Annotated in this window: 20 protein-coding genes; 7 read left to right on the forward strand and 13 right to left on the reverse strand. The window is 70.3% G+C overall.

Going from position 1 to position 21252, the window contains the following annotated elements:
• Positions 1 to 21 precede the first annotated feature (21 nt).
• The 7 genes from RPX00_RS34300 to RPX00_RS34330 are packed head-to-tail and all read right to left on the reverse strand — an operon-like array spanning position 22 to position 6828.
• Positions 22 to 951, reverse strand: a complete 930-nt coding sequence (locus tag RPX00_RS34300; RefSeq protein WP_406631657.1) for a pyruvate carboxyltransferase — start codon at positions 949 to 951, stop codon at positions 22 to 24.
• Complete coding sequence (locus RPX00_RS34305; RefSeq protein WP_406631659.1) at positions 944 to 2542, reverse strand: AMP-binding protein; 1599 nt, start codon at positions 2540 to 2542, stop codon at positions 944 to 946. The genes RPX00_RS34300 and RPX00_RS34305 overlap by 8 nt, the downstream gene beginning before the upstream one ends.
• On the reverse strand, positions 2539 to 3561 hold the full coding sequence (locus RPX00_RS34310) for an LLM class flavin-dependent oxidoreductase (protein ID WP_406631661.1): 1023 nt from the start codon (positions 3559 to 3561) through the stop codon (positions 2539 to 2541). The genes RPX00_RS34305 and RPX00_RS34310 overlap by 4 nt, the downstream gene beginning before the upstream one ends.
• Before the next feature lie 10 nt (positions 3562 to 3571).
• A complete protein-coding gene (locus RPX00_RS34315; protein ID WP_406631663.1) occupies positions 3572 to 4045 on the reverse strand; it encodes a PaaI family thioesterase in 474 nt (157 codons plus the stop codon).
• Positions 4038 to 5027 (reverse strand): Ldh family oxidoreductase, encoded by a 990-nt coding sequence (locus RPX00_RS34320; protein ID WP_406631665.1) that lies wholly within the window; start codon positions 5025 to 5027, stop codon positions 4038 to 4040. The genes RPX00_RS34315 and RPX00_RS34320 overlap by 8 nt, the downstream gene beginning before the upstream one ends.
• On the reverse strand, positions 5024 to 6319 hold the full coding sequence (locus tag RPX00_RS34325; protein WP_406631667.1) for an MFS transporter: 1296 nt from the start codon (positions 6317 to 6319) through the stop codon (positions 5024 to 5026). The genes RPX00_RS34320 and RPX00_RS34325 overlap by 4 nt, the downstream gene beginning before the upstream one ends.
• A gap of 32 nt (positions 6320 to 6351) precedes the next feature.
• Complete coding sequence (locus tag RPX00_RS34330) at positions 6352 to 6828, reverse strand: flavin reductase family protein (protein ID WP_406631669.1); 477 nt, start codon at positions 6826 to 6828, stop codon at positions 6352 to 6354.
• A gap of 78 nt (positions 6829 to 6906) precedes the next feature.
• On the opposite strand from RPX00_RS34330, the gene RPX00_RS34335 reads away from it, so the two are divergent.
• From RPX00_RS34335 to RPX00_RS34345, 3 genes are read left to right on the forward strand one after another with little or no spacing between them, the layout of a single operon-like run.
• On the forward strand, positions 6907 to 7428 hold the full coding sequence (locus RPX00_RS34335; protein ID WP_406631671.1) for a MarR family winged helix-turn-helix transcriptional regulator: 522 nt from the start codon (positions 6907 to 6909) through the stop codon (positions 7426 to 7428).
• A gap of 47 nt (positions 7429 to 7475) precedes the next feature.
• A complete protein-coding gene (ribA, locus tag RPX00_RS34340; RefSeq protein WP_406643187.1) occupies positions 7476 to 8741 on the forward strand; it encodes a GTP cyclohydrolase II in 1266 nt (421 codons plus the stop codon).
• Positions 8742 to 8786: 45 nt separating this feature from the next.
• Positions 8787 to 9311, forward strand: coding sequence for a hypothetical protein (locus RPX00_RS34345; RefSeq protein ID WP_406631673.1), 525 nt, complete (start codon positions 8787 to 8789; stop codon positions 9309 to 9311).
• Between the two features lie 147 nt (positions 9312 to 9458).
• On the opposite strand, the gene RPX00_RS34350 is transcribed toward RPX00_RS34345, so the two are convergent.
• Positions 9459 to 10319: a hypothetical protein gene (locus RPX00_RS34350; RefSeq protein WP_406631675.1), complete on the reverse strand. Its 861-nt coding sequence runs from the start codon at positions 10317 to 10319 to the stop codon at positions 9459 to 9461.
• Between the two features lie 195 nt (positions 10320 to 10514).
• On the opposite strand from RPX00_RS34350, the gene RPX00_RS34355 reads away from it, so the two are divergent.
• Together RPX00_RS34355 and RPX00_RS34360 are read left to right on the forward strand one after the other, a co-directional pair.
• Positions 10515 to 12689: an NACHT domain-containing protein gene (locus RPX00_RS34355; protein ID WP_406631677.1), complete on the forward strand. Its 2175-nt coding sequence runs from the start codon at positions 10515 to 10517 to the stop codon at positions 12687 to 12689.
• 125 nt (positions 12690 to 12814) lie between these two features.
• On the forward strand, positions 12815 to 13852 hold the full coding sequence (locus RPX00_RS34360; protein ID WP_406631679.1) for a glycoside hydrolase family 130 protein: 1038 nt from the start codon (positions 12815 to 12817) through the stop codon (positions 13850 to 13852).
• A 5-nt stretch (positions 13853 to 13857) separates the two neighbouring features.
• Here RPX00_RS34360 and RPX00_RS34365 read toward each other — a convergent pair whose 3' ends face one another.
• The 3 genes from RPX00_RS34365 to RPX00_RS34375 all read right to left on the reverse strand — a co-directional run bounded on the left by RPX00_RS34365 (position 13858) and on the right by RPX00_RS34375 (position 16908).
• A complete protein-coding gene (locus RPX00_RS34365; protein WP_406631681.1) occupies positions 13858 to 14388 on the reverse strand; it encodes a hypothetical protein in 531 nt (176 codons plus the stop codon).
• Positions 14389 to 14460: 72 nt separating this feature from the next.
• On the reverse strand, positions 14461 to 15951 hold the full coding sequence (locus RPX00_RS34370) for a carboxylesterase/lipase family protein (protein ID WP_406631683.1): 1491 nt from the start codon (positions 15949 to 15951) through the stop codon (positions 14461 to 14463).
• Between the two features lie 195 nt (positions 15952 to 16146).
• Entirely contained in the window at positions 16147 to 16908 is a 762-nt protein-coding gene (locus RPX00_RS34375; protein ID WP_406631685.1) for a 2-keto-4-pentenoate hydratase, read from the reverse strand.
• 77 nt (positions 16909 to 16985) lie between these two features.
• On the opposite strand from RPX00_RS34375, the gene RPX00_RS34380 reads away from it, so the two are divergent.
• Positions 16986 to 17405, forward strand: coding sequence for an MmcQ/YjbR family DNA-binding protein (locus tag RPX00_RS34380; RefSeq protein ID WP_406631687.1), 420 nt, complete (start codon positions 16986 to 16988; stop codon positions 17403 to 17405).
• A 60-nt stretch (positions 17406 to 17465) separates the two neighbouring features.
• Here RPX00_RS34380 and RPX00_RS34385 read toward each other — a convergent pair whose 3' ends face one another.
• Together RPX00_RS34385 and RPX00_RS34390 are read right to left on the reverse strand one after the other, a co-directional pair.
• Positions 17466 to 19145 carry a DUF885 domain-containing protein gene (locus RPX00_RS34385; protein WP_406631689.1) on the reverse strand — a complete coding sequence of 560 codons (1680 nt, stop codon included), beginning with the start codon at positions 19143 to 19145 and terminating at the stop codon, positions 17466 to 17468.
• Between the two features lie 56 nt (positions 19146 to 19201).
• Complete coding sequence (locus RPX00_RS34390; RefSeq protein WP_406631690.1) at positions 19202 to 19912, reverse strand: DNA-binding response regulator; 711 nt, start codon at positions 19910 to 19912, stop codon at positions 19202 to 19204.
• 468 nt (positions 19913 to 20380) lie between these two features.
• Here RPX00_RS34390 and RPX00_RS34395 point away from each other — a divergent pair, with 468 nt between their 5' ends.
• On the forward strand, positions 20381 to 21136 hold the full coding sequence (locus RPX00_RS34395) for a DinB family protein (protein WP_406631691.1): 756 nt from the start codon (positions 20381 to 20383) through the stop codon (positions 21134 to 21136).
• Positions 21137 to 21252 lie beyond the last annotated feature (116 nt).

Genomic DNA, 21252 nt, shown 5'->3' on the forward strand with positions numbered 1-21252 from the left:
TGACCATCAGTTGCGGGGGTTTCACCAGCGGAAGGCGAGCGGTTGCCCGGGGGCGTCCGGCACCGGCCCGGTGTGCCGGACGAACCCCTTGCCGGGCACGCCGAGTTCGCTCGTCAGCCAGTTCGCGGCCTCGACGAGGCGCGGCAGGTCGATTCCGGTGTCCACTTCGGACAGTTCGAGCAGCTGGACGGCGTCCTCGGTGCACACGCCGCCGCCCGCTGCTCCCGGCATGGCCGGATGGCCGCCGCTCCCGGCGAGCGCGGTGTCGATGTGCCGGACGCCCAGGTCGAGCAGGGGGAGCAGGGCGGCGAGGCCCATGCCGCGGGCGTCGTGGATCTGCACGGTGAGGTTTTCCGCCGGGATGTGCGCGAGCGCCGCGGCGACGAGTTCGCGGATCTGCGGCGGGGCCGCGTATCCGGACGAGTCGGCGAGAATCCACCGGTCCACGCCGATGTCCAGGAGCCGTCGGGCCAGCGGTTCCAGGTCTTCGACGCCGCGAGCAGGCCCGGTCGGTCCGCCCCAAGCGAAGATCACGTACGTGCCGAGTTCGATGCGGTGGTCGGCGGCATACGCGGCCATGCGTTCGAGTTCGGCGAGCGAGTCCACTGTGGAGCGTCCGATGTTGGCGCGGGCGAAATCTTCGTCTGCCGACAAGAGAAACGACGCGCTGTCCGCGCCCGAGTCGATCGCGCGGGCCAGGCCGCGGACGTTGCCGACACAGCAGCCGAGGTGCAGATCCGGCAAGCGGCGGACGGCAGCGAACACTTCCTCGGCGTCGGCGAGCCCCTTGATCAGATCGGGCCGCACGAACGACGACAGCTCGAACGCGCGGACCCCGGCGTCGACCAGGCGGTGCACGAGTTCGACCTTCGCCTCGGTCGGCACGACGTGGTCCTGGAACGTCAGGCGGGGCGCGATTTCGCGGAGGCGCACCGCTTTCCGCTCAGACATGGCGGGTCGGGGCGAACCCGGCGGTCTGGGCGTCCCACGCCTCGCCCCGGCCCTGGTCGCGCAGGTCGGTCTTGCGGACCTTGCCGGTCGGGGTGACCGGCAGCTGCTCGAGCACCCGGTAGTAACGGGGGACCATGAAGTGCGGCAGGGAGCGGTCGCAGTGCGCGAACAGATCGGCGAAGTCCGGCTGCTGCCTGGATTCCAGCTGCAGCACGGCGAGCACCTCGTCCTCGCCCAGTTCGGACGGGGTGGCGACCGCCGCCGCGGCGACCACGCCGGGGTAGGCGAGCAGGACCGACTCGACCTCGTGCGACGAGATGTTTTCGCCGCGCCGGCGCAGGGCGTCCTTCTTGCGGTCGATGAAGTAGAAGTACCCGTCCTCGTCGGTGTAGCCGAGGTCCCCGGTGTGCCACCAGAGGTCTTTCATGGTCGCGAGGGTGGCCTCGGGCTCGCCGCGGTAGCCGGAGAACATGATGTCCGCCTCGCGCGGCCGGTACACGATCTCCCCGGCCTGGCCGGGCGCGGCGCGGTTCCCGGACTCGTCGTGGACTTCGAGGATCGACGACTCGGTGGGCAGGCCGATCGAGCCGATTTTGCGCGCGGACAACGGGTTGTAGAGGACGTTCTTGATTTCGGTCAGCCCGTAGCCCTCCACGATGCGGACCCCGAACCGTTCTTCGAACGGTTCCAGCACCTGAGCCGGCGCGGGCGCGGCGAACACGCGCTTCACCCGGTGGTCGCGGTCGCGTCCGGACGGCGGCTGGGCCAGCAGGACCGGCAGGATCGAGCCCAGCGCGTTGAACTGGGTGACCTCGCCGGCGCGGATCTCGTCCCAGAACCGGCTGGCGGAGAACCGGCGGCCGAGGACCGCGGTGGCCCCGGCGAACAGGCCGTGCAGGGTGATGTTGACCTGGGCAGCGCCGTGGAACAGCGGAAGGCAGGTGTACAGCCGTTCGTCGGCGGTCGTGCCCATCTGCTGCGCGCATTCCTTCGCGGCGACGACCTGCATCCGGTTCGGGTACACGACTCCCTTGCTGCGGCCGGTGGTGCCGGAGGTGAGCATGACGGCCACCGGGTCGGCCGGGCCGACCCGCGGCAGCTCGCGGGCTGGGTCCCCGGAGGCGAGCAGTTCGGGCCAGCCCAGCACCCGCACCCCATGCGGGGCGGGCCTGGACGCGGCGTCGTCGAGTAGTACGAGGGTGGTCAGCGTGTGCGGCAGCTCGGGCAGGTCGGCGACGAGGCCGAGCAGCGCGGGCTCGGTGACAAGGATCCGGACGTCGGTGCTGCGCAGCGCGTGGTCGAGGAACTGTCCTTTGTAGGCGGTGTTGACCGGGACCTCGACGAGCCCGGCGCGGGCGGCGCCGAACCAGGCGAGCAGGTATTCGACGCGGTTGGGCAGGAGAATGCCGACGGAATCGCCCGGCTCGGCACCGGTGGCGAGCAGACCGCGCGCGACCTCGGACACCGCCCGGTCCAGTTCGCGGTAAGTCAGCGCGGTGCTGTCGAAGACGAGCGCCGGTTTGTCCGGGTGCTGCCGGGCTCGCTCGGCGATCAGCCCGCTGACGGTCTCCGTCGCGAGATCTTCGCTCATGCCAGCTCCTTCTTCGCCCGGGCGAGGAACCCTTCCAGGGCCGGGTCCCACGCCGCTTCGGCGCCGGTGGTCACGAGGAACGCGTCGACCCCGAGATCACGATAGGTGCCCAACGTGTTCAGGATGCGCTCCTCGGTGCCGACCAGCGCCTGCGAGTTGGCGAAGCCGCCCAGCAGCTTGGTGAGGCCGGTCCAGAAGCAGTCGTCGTGCAGTTCCTCGTCGGTCAGCGCGAGCGCCCGCTGCCTGCCGACGGACGTGTCGCCGGACGATGAGCGCAGGAATTTCCCGGAGGCTTCGGCGATCTGCCGCTCCGCCGAACGGGCCTTGGCCCAGGCGTCGTCGTCGGTGTCGCCGAGGAACAGGCGCAGGCTCAGGGAAAACCGCATCTTCCGGCCGTATCCCTCGGCGGCGGCGCGGACGCGGTCGATGCGTTCCTTTGTTCCCGCGAACGGTTCGCCCCACAGCATGTACAGGTCGGCGTGGCGGGCGCCGAAGTCGACCGCGTCGTCGCTTTCGCCGCCCATGAAGATCGGCACCTCGCCCTGCACCGGCTTGGTGAGGATCTTCACCGCCTCGGCGGTGTAGTACTCGCCGTGGTGGTCGAACTGCTCGGACGAGGTCCAGGTGCGCCGGACCACGTCGAGGTACTCGACCGCGCGCCGGTACCGCTGCGCCTTGGGCAGGTCGTCGGATTCGCGGCGCAAGTCCTTGTCCGAGCCGCCCACCACCACGTTGATGGCGAGCCGTCCACGGGCGAGCACGTCGAGCGTCGCGAAGTACCGGGCGGCGGCGACCGGCGGCATGACGCCGGGGCGGTGCGCGACGATCGGCGAGAACTTCTCGGTGTGCGCGAGAGCGAACGGCGCGGTCGCGTGGTTGTGCGGCCAGGTCGAGGAATACCCGACCAGAACGCGGTCGATCACCTCGGAACGGTCCAGCTCCCGGACCCGCGCGAGCAGTGCGTCCGGGCTGGTCTCGCCCGCTTCGAGGGGCTGCAGCCCGGTGAAGAATTCGACCATCAGGTCCTCCTCATTCGTGTGCCAGCCAGGCCTGGTGCCTGGCGAAGTGGTCGGGCCGCCGGGTGCGGAGTTCCGCGCTCGCGGCGGCCAGTGCGACGGTGTCGCCGGCGAGGGTCAACCGCGCGGAGACTTCCCATCGCCGGTCTGCGTGGCTGTCGATCCGCGCTGTCGCCTTCAGCGGCCGTTCGACGGGAACCGGGCGGTGGTAGACGACGTGCAGGGACTTCGTGACCAGCCGGGCTTCGCGGCGCAGAGCGACGATGTTCAGCACGTCGTCGAACACCGCCGCGGTCCAGCCGCCGTGCGCGACCTCGGGGCCGCCGTGCCAGTGCCGAGGGCAGACGACGTCGAACGTCATCGCGTCCTCGTCGGCTTCGGCCGGTTCGACACCGAGCCGACACCGGCCGTCTGGCGCGCAGCCGCCGCACAGCAGCCGTCCCGACGGCGACGGGACGATCCGGAAGTCGTCCGCGCGATCACTCATCCGCGGCCTTCCGCAGGGCCGCGACGACCGCGTCCGGTACGTCGATAGTGCCGCGCCGCAAGGCTTCCTCGCGACAGGCGACGGACCGGTCGAACGGCACGCGAACGGCCGGACCGCCTTCGACAGGCCGGGTCGCGCGAATCGACGCGGCGTACTCGCTGACCCGGCGGCGGTAGTCGCCGGAGTCGGTGAGCGAGGCCGGATCGACCAGCAGCACGAAGAACCCGCAGTCGGAGATTCCCGGCGGGGCCGCGGACGCGCCGCTCATCATGCCGAGCAGTTGCACCACCATGGCGAGCCCGGAACCCTTGTGCCCGCCCCATACGCCGAACGCGCCGCCCAGTGCCGCCGCCGGGTCGAGGGTGGGCCTCCCAGCGGCGTCGAAGGCTTGCCCGTCGGCGAGTTTTTCGCCGAGCCGCACCTTCAGCACGACGTCGCCGTACATCACCGCGGAGGTGCCGATGTCCCAGATGACCGGCGTCGGATCGGCGGGGAAGCCGAACGCGATCGGGTTCGTGCCGAAGCGTCCCTCCGTGCCGCCCTCCGGGGCGACGACCGCGGGCCCGCTGCCCGCGATCATCCCGGCGAGCCCGGCCGCGGCGGCCTTCTCCAGGTAGTACGAGAACATCCCGGTGTACCAGGTGTTGCGCGCGCCGACGACGGCCATGCCGTGCGCGCGGGCCTTCTCCATCGCCAGGTCCAGCGCGCGTATCCCGACCAGATAGCCCACCTGGTCGCCGCCGTCGACGGTCGCCGACACCGAGGTCTCCGCGACGACCCGGATCGGCTGCGGCGCCTCGGCGGCGGCCCGGATTCGCTCCACAATGGACAGTGCGCGGGCGAGCCCGCCGAACGTCAGCCCGCGCAGTTCGCAGTCGAGCAGGTGCTCGGCGATGACGGCGGCCTCGTCCGGGGTGTGCCCGGCGTTGGTCAGGGCGGACAGGAGGAGGTGGCGCGCATCGGTCAGGGGCAGGGTGGTCATGAGCCGGACTCCGCGGTTTGGGGAAGGGCGGACGGGGAGGGGTTGCGCGCCGTGCGGCGGGTCAGCGCGAACGCGGCGAGCGCGCTGGCGGCGGCCGCGGCCACCAGCAGGTAAGCGGGGGAGCGGCGGTCGCCGGTCAGCTCGACCAGCGCCTGGCAGATGAACACCGCCGAACCGCCGAGAAGGCCGACGGTGACGTTGTAGGAGATGCCGACGAGACTGCCGCGCCGGTGCACCGGAACGAGCTGGACGTAGGTGATCGGGGCGACGCCCGAGTAGAACGCCGGTCCGGCCGACAGCGCCACCGTGCACGCGATGATCAGCCACAGCGGAGGGGCACTGGCCAGCGCGGCGAACAGCGGATAGCTCGCCACGAGCACGACGAGCGAGGACGCCAGCAGCGCTTTCGGCCGTCCGGCCCGGTCCGCGGCGCGACCGCCGGCGAGCACGAGAAGGATCCCGGCCAGCAACGCGAACGCGATCACGGCGGTCGCGGCGACGGCGGACAGGCGCAGCTGGATGAGGTAGCTCTGCACATAGGTGTAGACCATGTAGATGCCGACGATGTGCAGCACGGACACGCCGACGAGCAGCAGCACCGAGGACCACTGCCGATCCTGCGCCGAGTCCGAAGCGGACGGCCGGGTGCGGGCGTCGAGGAACTCCGGCGTCTCGCCGAACCGGCTGCGCAGATAGAGGCCGATCCCGCCGATGGGGAAAGCCAGCAGGAACGGCACCCGCCAGCCCCACGCGAGCATTTGCGCCGGGGTCAGCGCGGCGCTCAGCGACAGCACGACGACCGCGCCCAGCAGGAACCCGGCGAGGCTGCCGGCCTGCACCCGGCTCGAGAGCGCGCCGCGCCGGTGCGGCGGGGCGAACTCGGCGACGTAGATGATCGCCGTGGTGAACTCGCCGCCGCCGGCCAATCCCTGGGTGAACCGCAGCAGCACCAGCAGGATCGGCGCGGCGATGCCGATCGTCCCGGTCGACGGCAGCAGGCCGATCAGCGTGCTGCCTCCCGCCATCAGCAGCAGCGACGCCACGAGCGCGGGACGCCTGCCGTGCCGGTCCGCGATCGGGCCGAACACCAGGGCTCCCGCGGGCCGGGCCAGGAACGCCGAGCCGAACACCGCGAACGACGACAGCAGGCCCGCGCCGGTGCTCGCGGCCGGGAAGAACACCTTCGCCAGCACGGCGGACAGGAACCCGTAGACGGCGTAGTCGTAGGTCTCCACCGTGTTGCCGATGGAAGCCGCGAGCGTCGTTCGTCTTGCTTCTGCCGGTGTGGTCATGACGTGCCTCTCCGTTGAGGTCCGGCTGGGGATCAGGCTGCGAGGTGGTGGTACTGGCTGCGGAAGAACAGCAGCGGCTCCGCCGTGGTGTCGGCGGCGAGATCGTCGACGCGGCCGAGGACGAGGTGGTGGTCGCCCGCGTCGTGCACGGCCTCGATCGTGCAGGCGATCCAGGCGACGGCCCCGTCGAGCACGGGATCGCCGTGCGGCCCGGGACTCCAGCCGACGCCGGCGAACTTGTCCCCGCCGGAGACCGAAAGCGCGCGGCAGACGTCCTGCTGCCCGGCGGCGAGGACGTTGGCGCAGAACGTGCCGCGCCGGGCGAGCACCGGGAACGTCGAGGACGTCTTGCCGGGCAGGAAAGCCACCAGCGGCGGGTCGAGCGAGACCGACGTGAACGACGAAACCGCCAGCCCCGCCGGGCGGCCGTCCGCGTCCCGCCCGGTGATCGCCACGACGCCGCTGGGGAAGTGCCCCAGGGTGGAGCGGAACCGGGATGATGTAAGCATGCTTAGACAATATAAGCGTGCGGATACGAATGCAAGCATGCTTATGCGGCTTCGCTCGCGGCGCTCTACGCTGCGGGGGTGACCGATCCCTTGCCTTACGTAGATCCGTTCGACGACGGCCGTTCGCCCGCGCGCGCGGAGACCGGCATGGACGAGGCGTCCTCCCTGATCGACGCCGTGTTCCGGTTCGAGCGCGCGGTCTCGCGGATCGGGAACGCGCGGCTGCGGCCGTGGAGCATGACGCTGTCGAGCTACACCGCGCTGCGGATCCTGGCCAACCAGCCGCATCTCACGCTGGCTCAGCTGTCCCGGCGGTGCTACGCGCGCCCGCAGACGATGACCCGCATCGTGACCCAGATGGAGAAGCGCGGGTTCGTCGCCCGCAGCGCGCATCCGGAGAGCGAGCGGGCGCTGTCGCTGCAGGTCACGGCCGCCGGGCTCGCGGCGCTCGAGGAGATGGGCGCGGAGGTGCTCCGGATCAGCGACACCCTGGGGTCGGTCCTCGGCCGGGACGAGATCGTCGCCGCCGACCGTCAGCTGCGCCAGGCGGCGCTCGTCGTCGAAGGCGAACTCCGGGAGATGGAGCGCGGCGAAGAGTAAGTATGCTGGTTTAACGTAAGCATGCTTATACTGGCGTCATGGACCGAATGACCATGGCGCTGGACGCGCTGCGCGAGGGCAGGCCGGTGCTGGTCACCGACGCCGCCGACCGCGAGAACGAGGGCGACGTCGTGCTGGCCGCGCACGCCGCGACCGCGCACTGGGTCGGGTGGACCGTCCGGCACACCTCGGGATTGCTGTGCGCGCCCATGACTCCAGACCGTGCGGCGGACCTCCGGCTGCCTCTGATGGCGGCGCACAACGAAGACCCGCGCGGCACCGCCTACACCGTGACTGTGGACGCGAAAACCGGCGTGACCACCGGGATCAGCGCGGCTGACCGTGCTCGCACCCTGCGGCAGCTGGCCGATCCCGCGGCCGCCGCGGCGGATTTCGTCCGCCCCGGACACGTCCTGCCCTTGCGTGCCCGGCCAGGAGGCGTCCTCGAACGACCAGGACACACCGAAGCCGCGGTCGACCTGTGCCGGTTCGCCGGCGTGCCGCCTGTCGCGGCCATCGCGGAACTGGTGGCGGACGACGGTTCGATGCTCCGCGGCCCCGGCGTCGCCGACCTGGCGCGCCGGTTCGAGCTGCCCGCGCTCACCATCGCGGAGCTGATCGGTTATCGCCGTCGGAATCCGCTTCCCGTCGTCGAGCAGCCGCGCGTGGTCCGAACCGCGGAGACCGCACTCCCGACCCGGTACGGCCATTTCCGTGCCGTGGGCTACCTGGACCTGCGTACCGGCGCGGAGCACGTCGCGCTGCTCCGCGGCGAACCCGGCGACGGGTCGATCGTGCGAGTGCACTCCGAATGCCTCACCGGCGAGTCGCTGTCTTCGACCCGCTGCGACTGCGGTCCCCAGCTCGACGCCGCTCTCGCGCGGATCGGCCGCGAGGGCGGCGTGCTGGTGTACCTGCGCGGGCAGGAGGGCCGGGGCATCGGATTGGCGAAAAAGCTTGCTGCCTATGCACTTCAGGACCGCGGACTGGACACAGTGGACGCCAACCTCGGCTTGGGCGAACCGGCGGACGCCCGCGAATACGGCGCCGCTGCGGCGATCCTGCTCGACCTGGGCGTCTCGCGCGCGCAGGTCCTGACGAACAACCCGGCGAAGCTCCGGGACCTGGAGTCGGGCGGGGTTTCCGTCGTGCGCCGGTTGCCGCTCGCTGTCGGGGAGACGCCGGAGAACGTCCGCTACTTGGCTGCCAAACGGCTCCGGATGGGTCATCTCCTGGAATCGGCACGGGAGCAGTTGCCGGTCCCTGGTTCGATCTCGGCCGTCCGGGCAGATTCCCGTGGCCGATTTGAGTAGTCCTGCGCATCCGCGGCCGGGCCGGGGGCTGGAAGGCTCAGGACCATGACTGGACCCGGACCCGCCGCGCCGCGAGCGAATGGTCCCTTCTTGGCGGAGGACATCGCCCCGGGGAACCACACTGCCCGGACGGTGCTGGTGGTGGTGCAGGTGGTGGTGGCGCTCGCCGCCGTCGCCGTGCGTTTCGCCGCGCCGGGGTGGCTGCTGGTGATCGTCATGATGGGCGGGTGCGTGGTCGTGCTCCTGCCCTTGATCGTCGCCTCGGTCGCGGGGGCGCGCCTGCTGCGGCGAGGAACCCGAAGGCTGCGCACCGCCACGGCGGCGGTGCTCGCGGTCATGGATCTGGCGTTGCTCACGTTCGCGCTCACTGTCCCCGACTACGGCGACCAGGCCGACGCGTACTTCGTTCCGGCAGTCGCGCTGTTCGGGACGCACGACGCGGTGTCCCAGCGCACGGCCGACGTTTACAGCACGGTCGCCGGGTTCGCCGGCTGCTGTTATCTGATCGCCGCCGCAGGTGTGGCGGGCACGGCGGTGGTCGTGGCGATCGCCCGGCGAGGCCGTGCGTAAACCGCGCGGCTGTTTGTCAGAGGAAGAAGATGACAGCGAGAACCGCCGCCAGGACGGCGAGCGGAACGGCGTTCGCACGCGGCCGGGCCAGGAGTGCTGCGATCAGCACGCCCAGGCACAGCCACGTGCTCACGCCGGACCTGATGCTCAGAAGGAGTCGGCGACAACCGGCAGGGTGACGAGCTGCCCGTTGCCGAAGGTCACCATGCCGCTGCTGCGCACGGACTGCGCGTTGAGCCTGATTCCGGTCCACGGCAGGCCGTTCGCGTAGTCCCGGCAGTCGATGCTGCTGGCGTTCGCCTGGCGGCAGTCGCGCGGGGCCGGCGGGACCCAGCAGCGGCCGGTCATCCCGCCGTAGGCCGGGCAGTCAGTGTTCCCGGCGTCGCCGGCACGACGCGGGCTGTAGTCGTTGTGCGCGGTGATCACCCGGGCGCTGCGTTCTGCCCACCGGCCGTCTTCGAAGTGCTCGACCTTGATCGACGAGCCCGCGTCCGAGCCGAAGACCCAGTAGTCGTGCACGAAGGCGGTGATGGTGGCACGCCAGTAGCCGCCGGCGGAGCAGCGTACTGCCTGCTTGGACGTGACCCGGTCGGTCGGCAGGCCGCCGTAGTCCTGGCAGTTCGGCGGAATGTCCGGCGCGACCCGGGACGCTGCTTGGGCGTTGTCGGCCCATGCTTGGGCGCGGGTTTGCGGGGTGACGCATACGTGGTCGCCGGGCACGGCTTCCCGCCACACGAAACCCTGCCGGCACGTGTCCGGGCCGTACGCGCCGCCGCCCGGGTTGCGTCTGGCTGCTGCTTGGGAGTTGTCGGCCCATGCTTGGGCGCGGGTCTGCGGGGTGACGCATACGTGGTCGCCGGGCACGGCCTCTCGCCACACGTAACCCTGGCGGCACGTGTCCGGACCGTATTCACCGGCGGATGCGGAGGTCGGCTGCGCCGCCGCGAGGGCGCCGCATGCTGCAGCGGCGGCGGCCACTGCCGCCAACCGGGGGACAAGACCAGGCATTCTCAGCTCCTGTTGTTCCGCGACCCGCCCGACGCGGGCTCGACGAGTCCGGTGTAGCGGCCGTTTTGTTGACTGGCAGCCGGTCTGAACAATCCGCAACAACCCCATCGGCGCAACGCCGCCGCCCCGTCCGGCCCACCCGCGTGCCACGATGTCTTCCGGGCCGCGCCGAGGGAACGAAGGAGTTCGTGAGGTATGGGGCGTCGAGAACTGCCGCTCGATCCCGCGGCGGGACCGGTGGAGAAGTTCGCCCACGAGCTGCGCCTGCTGCGCACGCAGGCAGGCAATCCGACCTACCGGGCGATGGCCCGGAAGGTGAACTACTCGTATGCGGCCCTGTCGGCCGCGGCCAGCGGCAAGACCTCGCCCACCCTCGGGGTCGCGCGGGCCTACGTGACGGCTTGCGGGGGAGACGTCGCCGACTTCGAACGACGCTGGCACGAACTGCAGCGTCAGCTCGCGCCCGAGCCGCCCGCCGCGCGGCGCGCTCCGACGACGCGGCTCGACGCGATCGCCGAAGTCCTGGCCGCGCGGTACCGGGACGAGGAACTCGCGTGGCGGATCTTCGATCCCTGGCCGATGGCGGTGCGCTGGTCGTTCGCCCGGCAGCCGGTCGCCGATCACTGGGAGGTGATTCTCGGCCCGGGCGGCGGCCGCCCGGACGTCGACGGCGGCGGCATCGACGAGATCGTCACCCTGTTCCAGGGCCTGCGCGCCCGGCGGCTGGTCATCCTCGGCGAGGCCGGTGCGGGCAAGACCGTCGCGGCGACCCGCGTCGCGCTGGCGCTGCACGCCCGGCGTGGTCCCGACGATCCGGTGCCGGTGGTGCTGCCGGTGGGCGGCTGGAATCCCGAGCAGCCGTTCCGCCAGTGGCTGGCCGACCAGGTGCGGCTCGCCGTTCCCGACGTGCGCCTGGAGGCGGCTGACCTCGTCCGCCCTGGTTCGATCGTGGCGGTTCTCGACGGCTTCGACGAGCTGCCCGCCGCGCTGCGGCCTACCGTGCTGCGGCGGCTCAACGCGGCGTTGTACGCCGATGAACCGCTCGTGCTCACCGCCCGCAGCGAGGACTATGCCGAAGCCGTCCACCACGAGAACGGCGACGTGCTCACCGCGGCCGCCGTCATCGAACTGCATCCGATCGGCCACGCCGACGTCGCCGACTACCTGCGCGTTGCCATCCCGCCCCACCGCGCCTCGGCCTGGGAGCCGGTCGCACGCCATCTTGCCGAGCACCCGGACGGCGACCTGGCTTCGGCCCTGTCGACGCCGCTGATGGTGTGGCTGGCACGCACGATCTATGGCGACGGCTCGGCCGACCCTGGCGAGCTGCTGCGGCTCGACCGGGCGGGGATCGAACAGCATCTGCTCGAGTCCCTGGTTCCCGCCGTCTACGACGGTGACCGCGATGCCGAGGGGACTCGGCTGCCGGACATACGGCGATGGCTGGGCTTCCTGGCCCAGCACCTCCGCGCCACCGACACCGTCGAGCTGGCATGGTGGCGCCTCGAACGCGCGGTTCCCCGGCCGGTGATGGGGCTGCTCGCCGGGGTGATTTTCGGCCTCTCGGTCGGGCTCGCCGTCGCACTCCCCGTCGCGCTCACCTCAGACGGCGCGCACGCGCTGCTCGACGGACTGATCGCCGCGGTCGCCGCGGGAACGGCAGGCGGGCTCACGGCCGGGTTGCTGAGCGCCTCACGCGAATGCACGCCGGCCGCCATGCGGTTGCAGTGGCCCCGGATGAGCCGGCTTCGGTGGCGCCACGCGGGCGAGGGGTTCGCCGTCGGCTCGGCCAGCGGAACGGGCGCCGGATTGATCGTGGCGCTCACCGTCACCATCGCGCGCGGCATGTCTGTCGGGATTGCCGCTGGAGTCACCGTGGCGCTGGCGGTCGCGATGGCCGTCACGTTCGCCCGGACGCTGGACATGTGGCTGGCAGCGCGGGCCGACATCCTGCGTGCCGCGAGCCCAGCCTCCGTGCTCAAGGCCGATCGCATCGCCACTTTCGCCCAGGGAGCGGCTGGCGGACTTGCCTTCGGCCTGGCATTCGGGCTCATGCGGGGACCGGCGGCCGGCTTCGCGGCCGGGCTCGCCGCCGCGATCACCCGGTGCCTGGTCAGCGGGCTCGATCAAGGGCTCAGCTCGGTCGCCGTGACCGCATGGGGCCGATTCGCCCTGGCCCGGATCTGGCTGAGCCTGTTCCGGCGTGCATTGCCGTGGCGCGTCATGGCATTCCTCGACGATGCCCATCAACGGCGGGTGTTGCGCCAAGTCGGCGCTACTTACCAATTCCGGCACCTGAGCTTGCGTGAATCCCTCGCGGCCGAGGCAAGCTCGGCTGACTCTCGCGAAGATGGTGCAAGCCACGGTTGAACTTGGCCGGGGCGGCACATTGTCCGGTTTTTCTGTCCGGCCAGTTCTCGCGACAGCGGTTGACTGTGCCGGACGACAGCACGGAAGGTCGCGTAAGACCGACGACGTTGTCATGGAGGACAATCGTGGACGATGCAACCGGATTCTCGATCGGCCGCCGCCGGGCGCTGCTGGCCGGAATCGCCGGGCCAGCGGCGGTCGCCACGTTAGGCACCGCCGGTACGGCGGCCGCTGCACCGGCCGCGCGCAAGGGGACCTTCCCGCTTGGACCGTTCACGAAAAGCCAGCGCAACCCGATCCTGCGCCCGGATCCCGCGCACCCCTGGGAGTCCGCCTACCTGTACAACCCTTGCGCGATCGTGGTCGGCAACCGCGTCGCATTGTTCTACCGGGCGCAGGACGCGGCGAAGACCTCCAGTATCGGGCTGGCGTTCAGCGACGACGGCATCAATTTCACCCGGTTGCCCGAGCCGGTGCTGACGCCGACCGAGCCGTGGGAGAAGCCGGGCGGCTGCGAGGATCCGCGGGTGGTGCGCGTCGGGGACACCTATTACCTGACCTACACCGCGTACGACCGCACCAGCGCGCTGCTGTGCCTTGCCACGTCGAAGGACTTGCGGAACTGGACCAAACATCCGCCGCTGTTCCCGGACCTGCGCGATCCGGGACACGGCGCGAAGCCGTGGAACAAGTCCGGCGCGATCGCGGCGACGCCGATGAACGGCTGGTACTGGATGTACTTCGGCGAGTCGAACATCTTCTGGGCGCGGTCGAAGGACCTGATCACGTGGGAGACGCCCGGAAACGACGATCCGGTCGCCAAACCGGTGTTCCCCTGGGAAGGATCGCTCATCGAACCGGGACCGCCGCCGATCCGCACGGCCGACGGCCGGCTCGTGTTGGTCTACAATGGACGGTCGGACGGCAAGGGCGGCTACCCGAAGGGCCAGTACTCCGGGGGCCAGCTGCTGATCGACCCGGCCGACCCGACCAAGGCGGTAGCCAGGCTGGAGCGGCCGTTCATTTATCCGACCGCGGACGACGAACAGAACGGCCAGGTGAACCGCGTGACCTTCAGCGAGGGCCTGGTGCGGTTTCGGGACCGCTGGTTCCTGTACTACGGAATGGCGGATTCGGTCCTCGGGGCGGCGATCGCGTCGTAGCGGCGTTACAGTGCACGAGGGGCTATCGTTATTTCGTCGTGTACTCTTGAAATGCTTCTTGTCCAGTCTGGTGGTTGCACGTTCGCCCGCCGGGTTTGCTCGAGACATGCGCTGGCGAGCCCGGTCAGCAGAAAGTCTTCCCACATCAATTTCATCCCCAGCGCTCCGCGCAACTCGGTGGCGTATACCCGCCCTGCGTCGAGAAGGTAGTCGATCCGGACGATGAATCCTATGTAGGCCTCGATGTGCTGATGTTCGTTCAGTCCGTTGAAGTCGTCTCCGGTGAAGGTGTCGTGCGCGCCCGGGTACCAGTATCCGGTCGCGATTTCCTCAAAGGAGAGTTCTCCGTTCCGCACCTTTTCCGACGTATTCCCGATCGATATTCGATGATGCAGAAATTCCGTCGAGAAGTACTCCGCGATGAGTGCGCTCGTCATCGTGACTCGCTCGGAACGCCGGGAATTGGCGCGGCTGACCACCAGCGCACCGATTGCGCCGAGCGTGGCCCCGAGCACTGCCGCGAGCACCGCCGTCACACGCACCTCCTCGCGGCCGACAGCTGGGTCGGATTTCTACCACGCTCACCGCGCGAAGGGGAACGGGCGCGATTACGGGAGATCGAAGGGGGCGGGGGAGTGGCCTTCCCAGATCTGGCGAGACGCCTCTTCTGGATAGGGCGGCGTCTTCGACTCGGTGTCCAGGACGCGGGTGAGGCGCTCGCCGGGACGGTAGGCGGGCCAGCCCGCGTCGCCAGTGGTGACGAAGCGGACCCAGGCCTCCCGGAATTCGCGGGAGAGCGCGACGGCCTCGGGAGTGGGCTCCTCGCCGATGAGCTGGGTGCCGACAGGGCTGTCCAGCGTGCCGAACGCCAGGGGCACGTCGAGGCTGTGGCAGGCGCCCAGGATGCCGCCGAGGGCCGGGGCGGCCCAGCGCAGTTCGAACAGGTACGAGGTGCCGCCGGCGGCGGCGTTCGCCTCGGCCAGCTTCTGTGACGGCATGCGGAAGAGTGCGTCGGAGTACACCGTCTCCACCAGCTCCTCCGGGCCTGCTTGCGGGAACGCAGCACGGTAGGCCCGCGCGCCGTCCGGTGGCGGGGCGTGCAGGTCTAAGGCTGCGCGGGCGTCGTCCTCGGTGAAAGTGCCGTACTTTCCGCTCACGACGCTGAAGTACCGGAATTCGTCCCGGGTGTGGCCGACGAGCAGTTCGGTCCCGCTCGCTCGGGCGCTGGTCAGTGCGGGCCAGGGGGTTTCCGGGAGGACCTCGCCGTCGACGACGGGGCACAGCGCGGTGCCGGTCTCCGTGAGGCGGCCCCAGTTTTCGCGGTGCGCGTGGATGCCGGCGTTGAAGGAGGTGAGCGCGGCGGCCAGGCGCCATGGGTCGATGTCGCGCAGGGCCTCGGCGGTGGGGGCCGCCGCGCCGAGCCGGTCCGCGAACGCGGCGGTGACCTGCCGTGCCAGTGCGGGGGTGCTGTGCAGCCCCGGCACCGAATGGGCGATGGCCCGCCGGAACAGGTCGCGCGCGGACTTCATCGTCAGCAGGGCGGCGACCGAGCCCGCCCCGGCGGACACTCCGCCGATGGTGACCCGGCCGGGGTCGCCTCCGAAGGCGGCGATGTTGCGCTGCACCCACTCCAGCGCCGCGATCTGGTCGAGGAATCCGCGGTTGGGCGGCACGTCGTCGAGGAACGCGAAGCCCTCCGCGCCCACGCGGCAGTTGATCGTCACCACGACGACTCCTGCCTCGGCCAGCGCCGCCGGGTCGCACATCGGATCGCTCGACGCCGCCGACAGGTAGCCGCCCACCGGGATCCACACCAGCACCGGCAGTCCCGCCGCGCCGGGATCCGGAGTGCCGATGTTGAGCGTGAGCCAGTCGGAGCCCTGCGGGGGCACGTCGATCGGCAGGGACAGCGGCACGACGGGGCCGAACTCGACCGCCTGCCTCGTCCCCTCCCATGGCTGCGGCGGTGCGGGCGCGGCGAAGCGGAGCGCTCCGACCGGGGGCAGGGCGTAGGGGATGCCGCGGAACACCGCGTGCCCCTGTCGCCAGCTTCCCTGCACCACGCCTTCCGTGGTCCGCACCTTCGGCTCTTCGGACATGACGTTTCCTTCCCCTCGTGCAGACCTCAGGATTATGGGTCAGCTGTATTATGTCAAGTGTATTGGAAAAATCCCGAGGCGTAAGGAAGGGTGTCCGCGCACTGTGGGCAGTGGAGCACGGAGGGCCGCGCCCGAGTGTCCACATTGGACTCGGGGAACCCGGAACGTCCAGTGTCCATACTGGACGTTCCGGGATCAGGCCACGTCGACCGAGAGTCCGCCCACTCCGCTGATCTCCGCCTCCAGCCGGTCGCCGGGCTGGATCGGGGTGGGGGTGCTGAGCGTTCCGCTGAGCACGATGTCGCCCGCCTCCAGGCGGTTTCCCGAGCGGGCCAGGTGGCGGGCCAGCCACGCGACCGCTTCGGCGGGGTCGCCCATGACGGCGGTCGCGGCACCCGGGATCGTCCGCGCCCCGAGCCGCAGGATGCTCGTCAGCGAGGGCAGGTCGGCGGGCAGCGGGACCTGGGTGCCGACGATCGCGGCGGCCGCGTTCGTGTTGTCGGCGACCAGCATCGGCAGGTTCGCCGGGCCGCCGCGCCAGCGGGTGTCCACGATTTCGAACGCGGGGGCCACCGCGGCGGTGGCGGCGCGGACTTCGGCGGCGGTGACGTCCGGGCCGCCGACCGGCGACGCCAGCACGAACGCGATTTCCACCTCGGCTTTCGGCCGGAAAAGGCCGGTGGCGGCGACCGCCTTGCCCGGTTCGAGCAGGCGGCTCGCGAGGAGGTGCCCGGCGGCCGGCTCGGACGCGGCGAAGGCCTCGCGGGCCGGGCCCGACGTCAGGCCGATCTTGTACCCGATCACCCGGTCGCCGTCCGCCTCGGACAGCTGCCGCTGGGCGCGGGCGACGGCGTACGCCTCGGCGAGGCCGGAAACGTCGGCGGGCTCGGCCGGAACGCCGGTGCGGGCGGCGGTCCGCAAACGCTCCGCGAGGTCGGCGACGGACGGGTTCTGCATGGTGTGCTCCTCACGGCGTTGTCCGAGTGCCTGATCGCCTCCGGGTTCCGGCCCGGCCAAAGCGCTATTGTCGGGTCATGCCGAGCCCTGGAGACGTGCCCCCGGAGATCCTGGACCAGTTGCGCCGGATCTGCCGGGAGCTTCCCGAGGCGTACGAGGAACCGTCCTGGATCGGCGTCCGCTGGCGGATCCGGGCCCGGACGGTCGCCCACGTCTACACCCCGGACCCGGACAGTGCCGCGGTCTACGCCTCGCACACGGTCGACGGCGAGGCTCCTACGGTAATGACGGTCCGGGTGCCCGTCGAGGACCTGTTCGGCCTGACCGCCCGCGGCTTCCCGTTTTTCCGGGCGCCCTGGGGGGACAACGTCCTCGCCGTCGTCCTCGGCGACCACACCGACTGGACCGAGATCGCCGAACTCGTCACCGACAGCTACTGCGAGATGGCCCCGAAATTCCTCGCCGCCCGAGTCATCGGCCCCGCGGACGCCGATTAATCCGCGAGAGCAAGCCGAATCACGCAACGCTTTCGCCGAGCAGGATTCCGACATGACCTCTCAGAGCTGGGCCAGGCACTCCCGCAGCGTGTCCAGTCCCATCGAGCCGAGTTCGAGCGCCTGCCGGTGGAATGCCTTGATATCGAAGGAATCCCCGTACCGTGCCTGCGCGTCGGCCCTCGCCGCGAGCCATTGCTGCTCGCCCAGCTTGTACGAGGGCGCCTGCCCGGGCCAGCCGAGGTAGCGGTCGATCTCGTCCGGGATGTGGTCCGGGTCGGCGAGTGTCCTGGTCGACAGGAATTCCAGGCCCAGTTCGGCCGTCCAGCGCTCGCCTTCGTGGAATCCCGTGCCGGACGGGATCGGCAGCTCCAGGTGCATGCCGATGTCCAGCACGACGCGGGCGGCGCGGAACAGCTGGGCGTCGAGCATGCCGAGCAGGTCGCCGTCGTCGTCGAGGTAGCCCAGCTCGCGCACCAGCCGCTCGGCGTAGAGCGCCCAGCCCTCGGCGTGCCCGGGTACCCAGCACAACAGCCGCTGGAACCGGTTGAGCCGGGCGGCGCTGGTCACCGCGGTGCCCATCTGCAGGTGGTGGCCCGGCACTCCCTCGTGGTAGATGGTGGTGGTTTCCCGCCAGGTGGAGAACGTTTCGCGGTCGGCGGCCACCGACCACCACATCGTCCCGGCGCGGGACTGGTCGTCGCTCGGGCCGATGTAGTAGGCGCCGACGCTGCCGCCGGGCGGGGCGATCTTGCAGTCCAGCGTCATCAGCGCGTCCGGGATGTCGAAGTGCGCCCCGCGCATGTCCGACAGCGCCTTGTCCGAGAGGGTCTGCATCCAGTCGCGCAGCGCGTCCTGGCCGTGCAGCTGGTAGCGCGGATCCGCGTCGAGCAGGGCGGCGGCCTCGGCAGGAGTGGCACCGGGCTTGATCCGGTTGGCCACCTCTTTCATCTCCGCCTCGATGCGAAGGAACTCGGCCCAGCCCCACTCGTAGCACTCGGCGAGGTCCAGTGCGGCACCGGTGAAGTAGCGCGACTTGATCCGGTACTCGTCTTCGCCGACGGCGTCCCTGACCGGTGCCTTGGGGGCGAGTTCGGCGCGCAGGAAAGCGGCGAAGTCGGCGTAGCCCTGGCTGGCGGCCTCCGCGCCAGCCGCGAGTTCGGCGCGCAGCCCGTCGCTCACCTCGGCTCCGGCGACGAGCGCGGCGAAGAACGGCTCGTTGCCGGTGCCGCCCGACCAGTTCTCGCATTGCCCGATCGCCTTCTCGACCTGGCGCACCGCCGCGATGTTGCCGTCGACGGCGGCCTTGGCCAGCGAAGCGCGCAGCCCGGCCAGCGAGGCGGGCACCTTGGCCAGCCGGGCGGCGACGGCCTGCCAGTGCTCGGCGGTCTCGGTCGGCATCAGGTCGAACAACACGCGCAGCTCCTGCACCGGACTGGAGATGCCGTTGAGCAAGGACAAGTCGAGCCCGGCGTCGTGCAGTTCGAGCGAGATTCTGTTGCGCTCCAGGAACACTGCCTTCGCGGCGTGTTCGGAGTCGTCGGCGGGGGTGCTCGCTTCCACCTCCCGCACCGCGCGCGCGGTCAGGTCCGCCCGTTCTTGGCAGCCCTCGGGGGACAGGTCAGTCAACTCGTGCTCGAAGCCGGAAATGCCGACGAAGGTCGCGGTGGTCGGGTCATGGGCGGCGTAGTCGTCGACGAAGGCGTCGCTGATCTCGTGCACGGATGGACTGGTCTTTGACATACAGCGTGATCCTCCAGGGCAATAGCTGACGTTGCGCAACGCCTTGGACGTGGTCTTCAGCAGCGGGTTTCCGCGTTCTCCTTACCTCGCGGTGGTCGAGCAGTGGTCTCCGTGGGGGTCCCGGCGTGCCCGTGACAGGGCAGGTGGCTCGGCTGGCCGCTCCGGTGCCGGAGGCCGGGAAGCCTGCCGAGCAGCGCGAGCCGGGTGAGTTCGGCCTTGTTCCCGACGCCGAGCTTGGCGCGGATGCGTTTGACGTAGGTGTCGACGGTGTGCGGGCTGATGCGGAGCCGGGTGGCGATCTGCCCGTGGGTCAGCCCGTGCGAGATCTGCCGGAGCACCTGCTCCTCGCGTTCGGAAAGGTTGGGCCCCTCCGCTTCGGAGCATTCCGCGGGGGGCGGGGCCAGGTGGCCGTCGGGGATCACCTTCGTGCCGGCGATCACGGCCCGCAACGCCGCGATGACGTTTTCGCCGGTCTCGCGCTTGTCGATGACTCCGGTGGTGCCGGCCCGCAGGTACTCCTCGACGGGAAGGCACGGGTCGCCGAGCAGGACCAGGACCGTGGTCGTGCGGGCGGTCTCGGCGATGTACTCCAGGCTTTCGAGCCGGGGCAGGGAGTCGACGTCCAGCACGGCGGCGTCCGCGAGCCAGGACAGTTTCTCGTCCGGCGTGGTCCGGGCCGAGACCACTGTCATGCCTTCCTTGTGGAGAATCTGGACGAGCCCGACGAGGTAGATAGGGCAGCTGCTCAGAGCGTCGATCCTGATCACCGATACCCCCCAGAGGCCGCTAACTCTGACGTGGCGTCCGTCGCTGCGCCGACTCGCCGCTGCGATGGCCGCTTGTTCGAAACTGCACCCCCTCAGTTCGAACTGCACCCCCTACATGAGAAACTGCCCCCCTCTCCGGTGGAAACTGCCCCCTGAGGCATCCTCTAACACCTCCGGGTAGCTTGCCGGTCCCGTTAACGAGGGACATGAACTCGTCTTTGCGCTACCGCTAGTAGAGATCTTCGCGCCCGGCACGGGAACACGGCTCCGTCGGAGTGATGCTGGCTTTGTCCTTCCAGGACTGGGCAACTGCCGGTTCTGCCGCCTTTCGGCGGTGTCGAGAGTACGCGGCGCGTCTTAGAGTGGCGGCAACGACTCCGAATCTTTTCCTTGCACCGGCCCGTACCCCGACGTATGACAGAACTGTCAGCCATTGACGCGCATGGGCGGATCCAGAACACTGTGCCGATGCCTGCTGCGTTCGTCGAAACTGACCAATTCCGTGATGCCCGCATCCACCTCTGCGACCTTGCCGGCCTTGAGATCCGCGATTGCGAGGTCAGCGGTCTGAAGATCGTGGATTGCTACGGCGGCGACGTCTCTCTCGCCGGCGCCTTCAAACGCGTGCTGGTCAACGACATCGACGTCACCGCCTATGTCGAGGCGGAGCTTGACCGGAACAATCCGACGCGGGTGCTGGCGCGCGAAGCCAAGTCCGCCGACGAATACCGCGCGGCCTGGGACGCCATCGAGGCGCAATGGAAGGCGACGCTCGACCGCGCCCGGCTCCTGCCCGAGGCCAAGCTGCACGAGCGGGTCGACGACGAGTGGTCGTTCGTCGAAACCCAGCGGCATCTGCTGATGGCCAGCGATTCCTGGCTCGGCCGCGCCGTGCTCGAAGAGGACTCGCCGTATCACCCGCTCGGCCTTCCGTACAGCGGGATGCCGCGCGAGGCAACGGAGAAGCTCGGCGTCACCCTCGACGCCACCCCGACGCTCGACGAGGTGCTCGTGCCGCGGCTGGCCCGGATGGCCGCGATGCGGCGGGTCGTCGACGGGCTCACCGACGCCGAACTGGACCGGGTGTGCGGCCGCAAGCCGGGGGAGTCCTATCCCGACCGGGAGTACGTCGTGCGCGGCTGCCTCACGGTGGTGCTCAAGGAAGAAGCCGAACACCACCGTTACGCGGTGCGCGACCTCGCCGTGCTCGAAGCCGGTTCCTGAAACCGGAAAGGGACCGCTGAGCGGGACTGCCCGTTCAGCGGCGAACCCGCCTGGCCTCTCGGTGATCCGGAGCCGGTTTTCGCCCGGAGCCGTCAGCCACCATCCCCGATTTGCGT

The sequence above is a fragment of the Amycolatopsis sp. WGS_07 genome (assembly GCF_045278895.1).
Classification (GTDB): domain Bacteria; phylum Actinomycetota; class Actinomycetes; order Mycobacteriales; family Pseudonocardiaceae; genus Amycolatopsis.

What these genes read in the sequence shown, in the direction of transcription:
- RPX00_RS34300 (WP_406631657.1), bottom strand. Translation starts at nt 951, where the DNA reads ATGTCTGAGCGGAAAGCGGTGCGCCTCCGCGAAATCGCGCCCCGCCTG.
- RPX00_RS34305 (WP_406631659.1), bottom strand. Translation starts at nt 2,542, where the DNA reads ATGAGCGAAGATCTCGCGACGGAGACCGTCAGCGGGCTGATCGCCGAG.
- RPX00_RS34310 (WP_406631661.1), bottom strand. Translation starts at nt 3,561, where the DNA reads ATGGTCGAATTCTTCACCGGGCTGCAGCCCCTCGAAGCGGGCGAGACC.
- RPX00_RS34315 (WP_406631663.1), bottom strand. Translation starts at nt 4,045, where the DNA reads ATGAGTGATCGCGCGGACGACTTCCGGATCGTCCCGTCGCCGTCGGGA.
- RPX00_RS34320 (WP_406631665.1), bottom strand. Translation starts at nt 5,027, where the DNA reads ATGACCACCCTGCCCCTGACCGATGCGCGCCACCTCCTCCTGTCCGCC.
- RPX00_RS34325 (WP_406631667.1), bottom strand. Translation starts at nt 6,319, where the DNA reads ATGACCACACCGGCAGAAGCAAGACGAACGACGCTCGCGGCTTCCATC.
- RPX00_RS34330 (WP_406631669.1), bottom strand. Translation starts at nt 6,828, where the DNA reads ATGCTTACATCATCCCGGTTCCGCTCCACCCTGGGGCACTTCCCCAGC.
- ribA (WP_406643187.1), top strand. Translation starts at nt 7,476, where the DNA reads ATGACCATGGCGCTGGACGCGCTGCGCGAGGGCAGGCCGGTGCTGGTC.
- RPX00_RS34345 (WP_406631673.1), top strand. Translation starts at nt 8,787, where the DNA reads ATGACTGGACCCGGACCCGCCGCGCCGCGAGCGAATGGTCCCTTCTTG.
- RPX00_RS34350 (WP_406631675.1), bottom strand. Translation starts at nt 10,319, where the DNA reads ATGCCTGGTCTTGTCCCCCGGTTGGCGGCAGTGGCCGCCGCCGCTGCA.
- RPX00_RS34355 (WP_406631677.1), top strand. Translation starts at nt 10,515, where the DNA reads ATGGGGCGTCGAGAACTGCCGCTCGATCCCGCGGCGGGACCGGTGGAG.
- RPX00_RS34370 (WP_406631683.1), bottom strand. Translation starts at nt 15,951, where the DNA reads ATGTCCGAAGAGCCGAAGGTGCGGACCACGGAAGGCGTGGTGCAGGGA.
- RPX00_RS34375 (WP_406631685.1), bottom strand. Translation starts at nt 16,908, where the DNA reads ATGCAGAACCCGTCCGTCGCCGACCTCGCGGAGCGTTTGCGGACCGCC.
- RPX00_RS34380 (WP_406631687.1), top strand. Translation starts at nt 16,986, where the DNA reads ATGCCGAGCCCTGGAGACGTGCCCCCGGAGATCCTGGACCAGTTGCGC.
- RPX00_RS34385 (WP_406631689.1), bottom strand. Translation starts at nt 19,145, where the DNA reads ATGTCAAAGACCAGTCCATCCGTGCACGAGATCAGCGACGCCTTCGTC.
- RPX00_RS34395 (WP_406631691.1), top strand. Translation starts at nt 20,381, where the DNA reads ATGCCTGCTGCGTTCGTCGAAACTGACCAATTCCGTGATGCCCGCATC.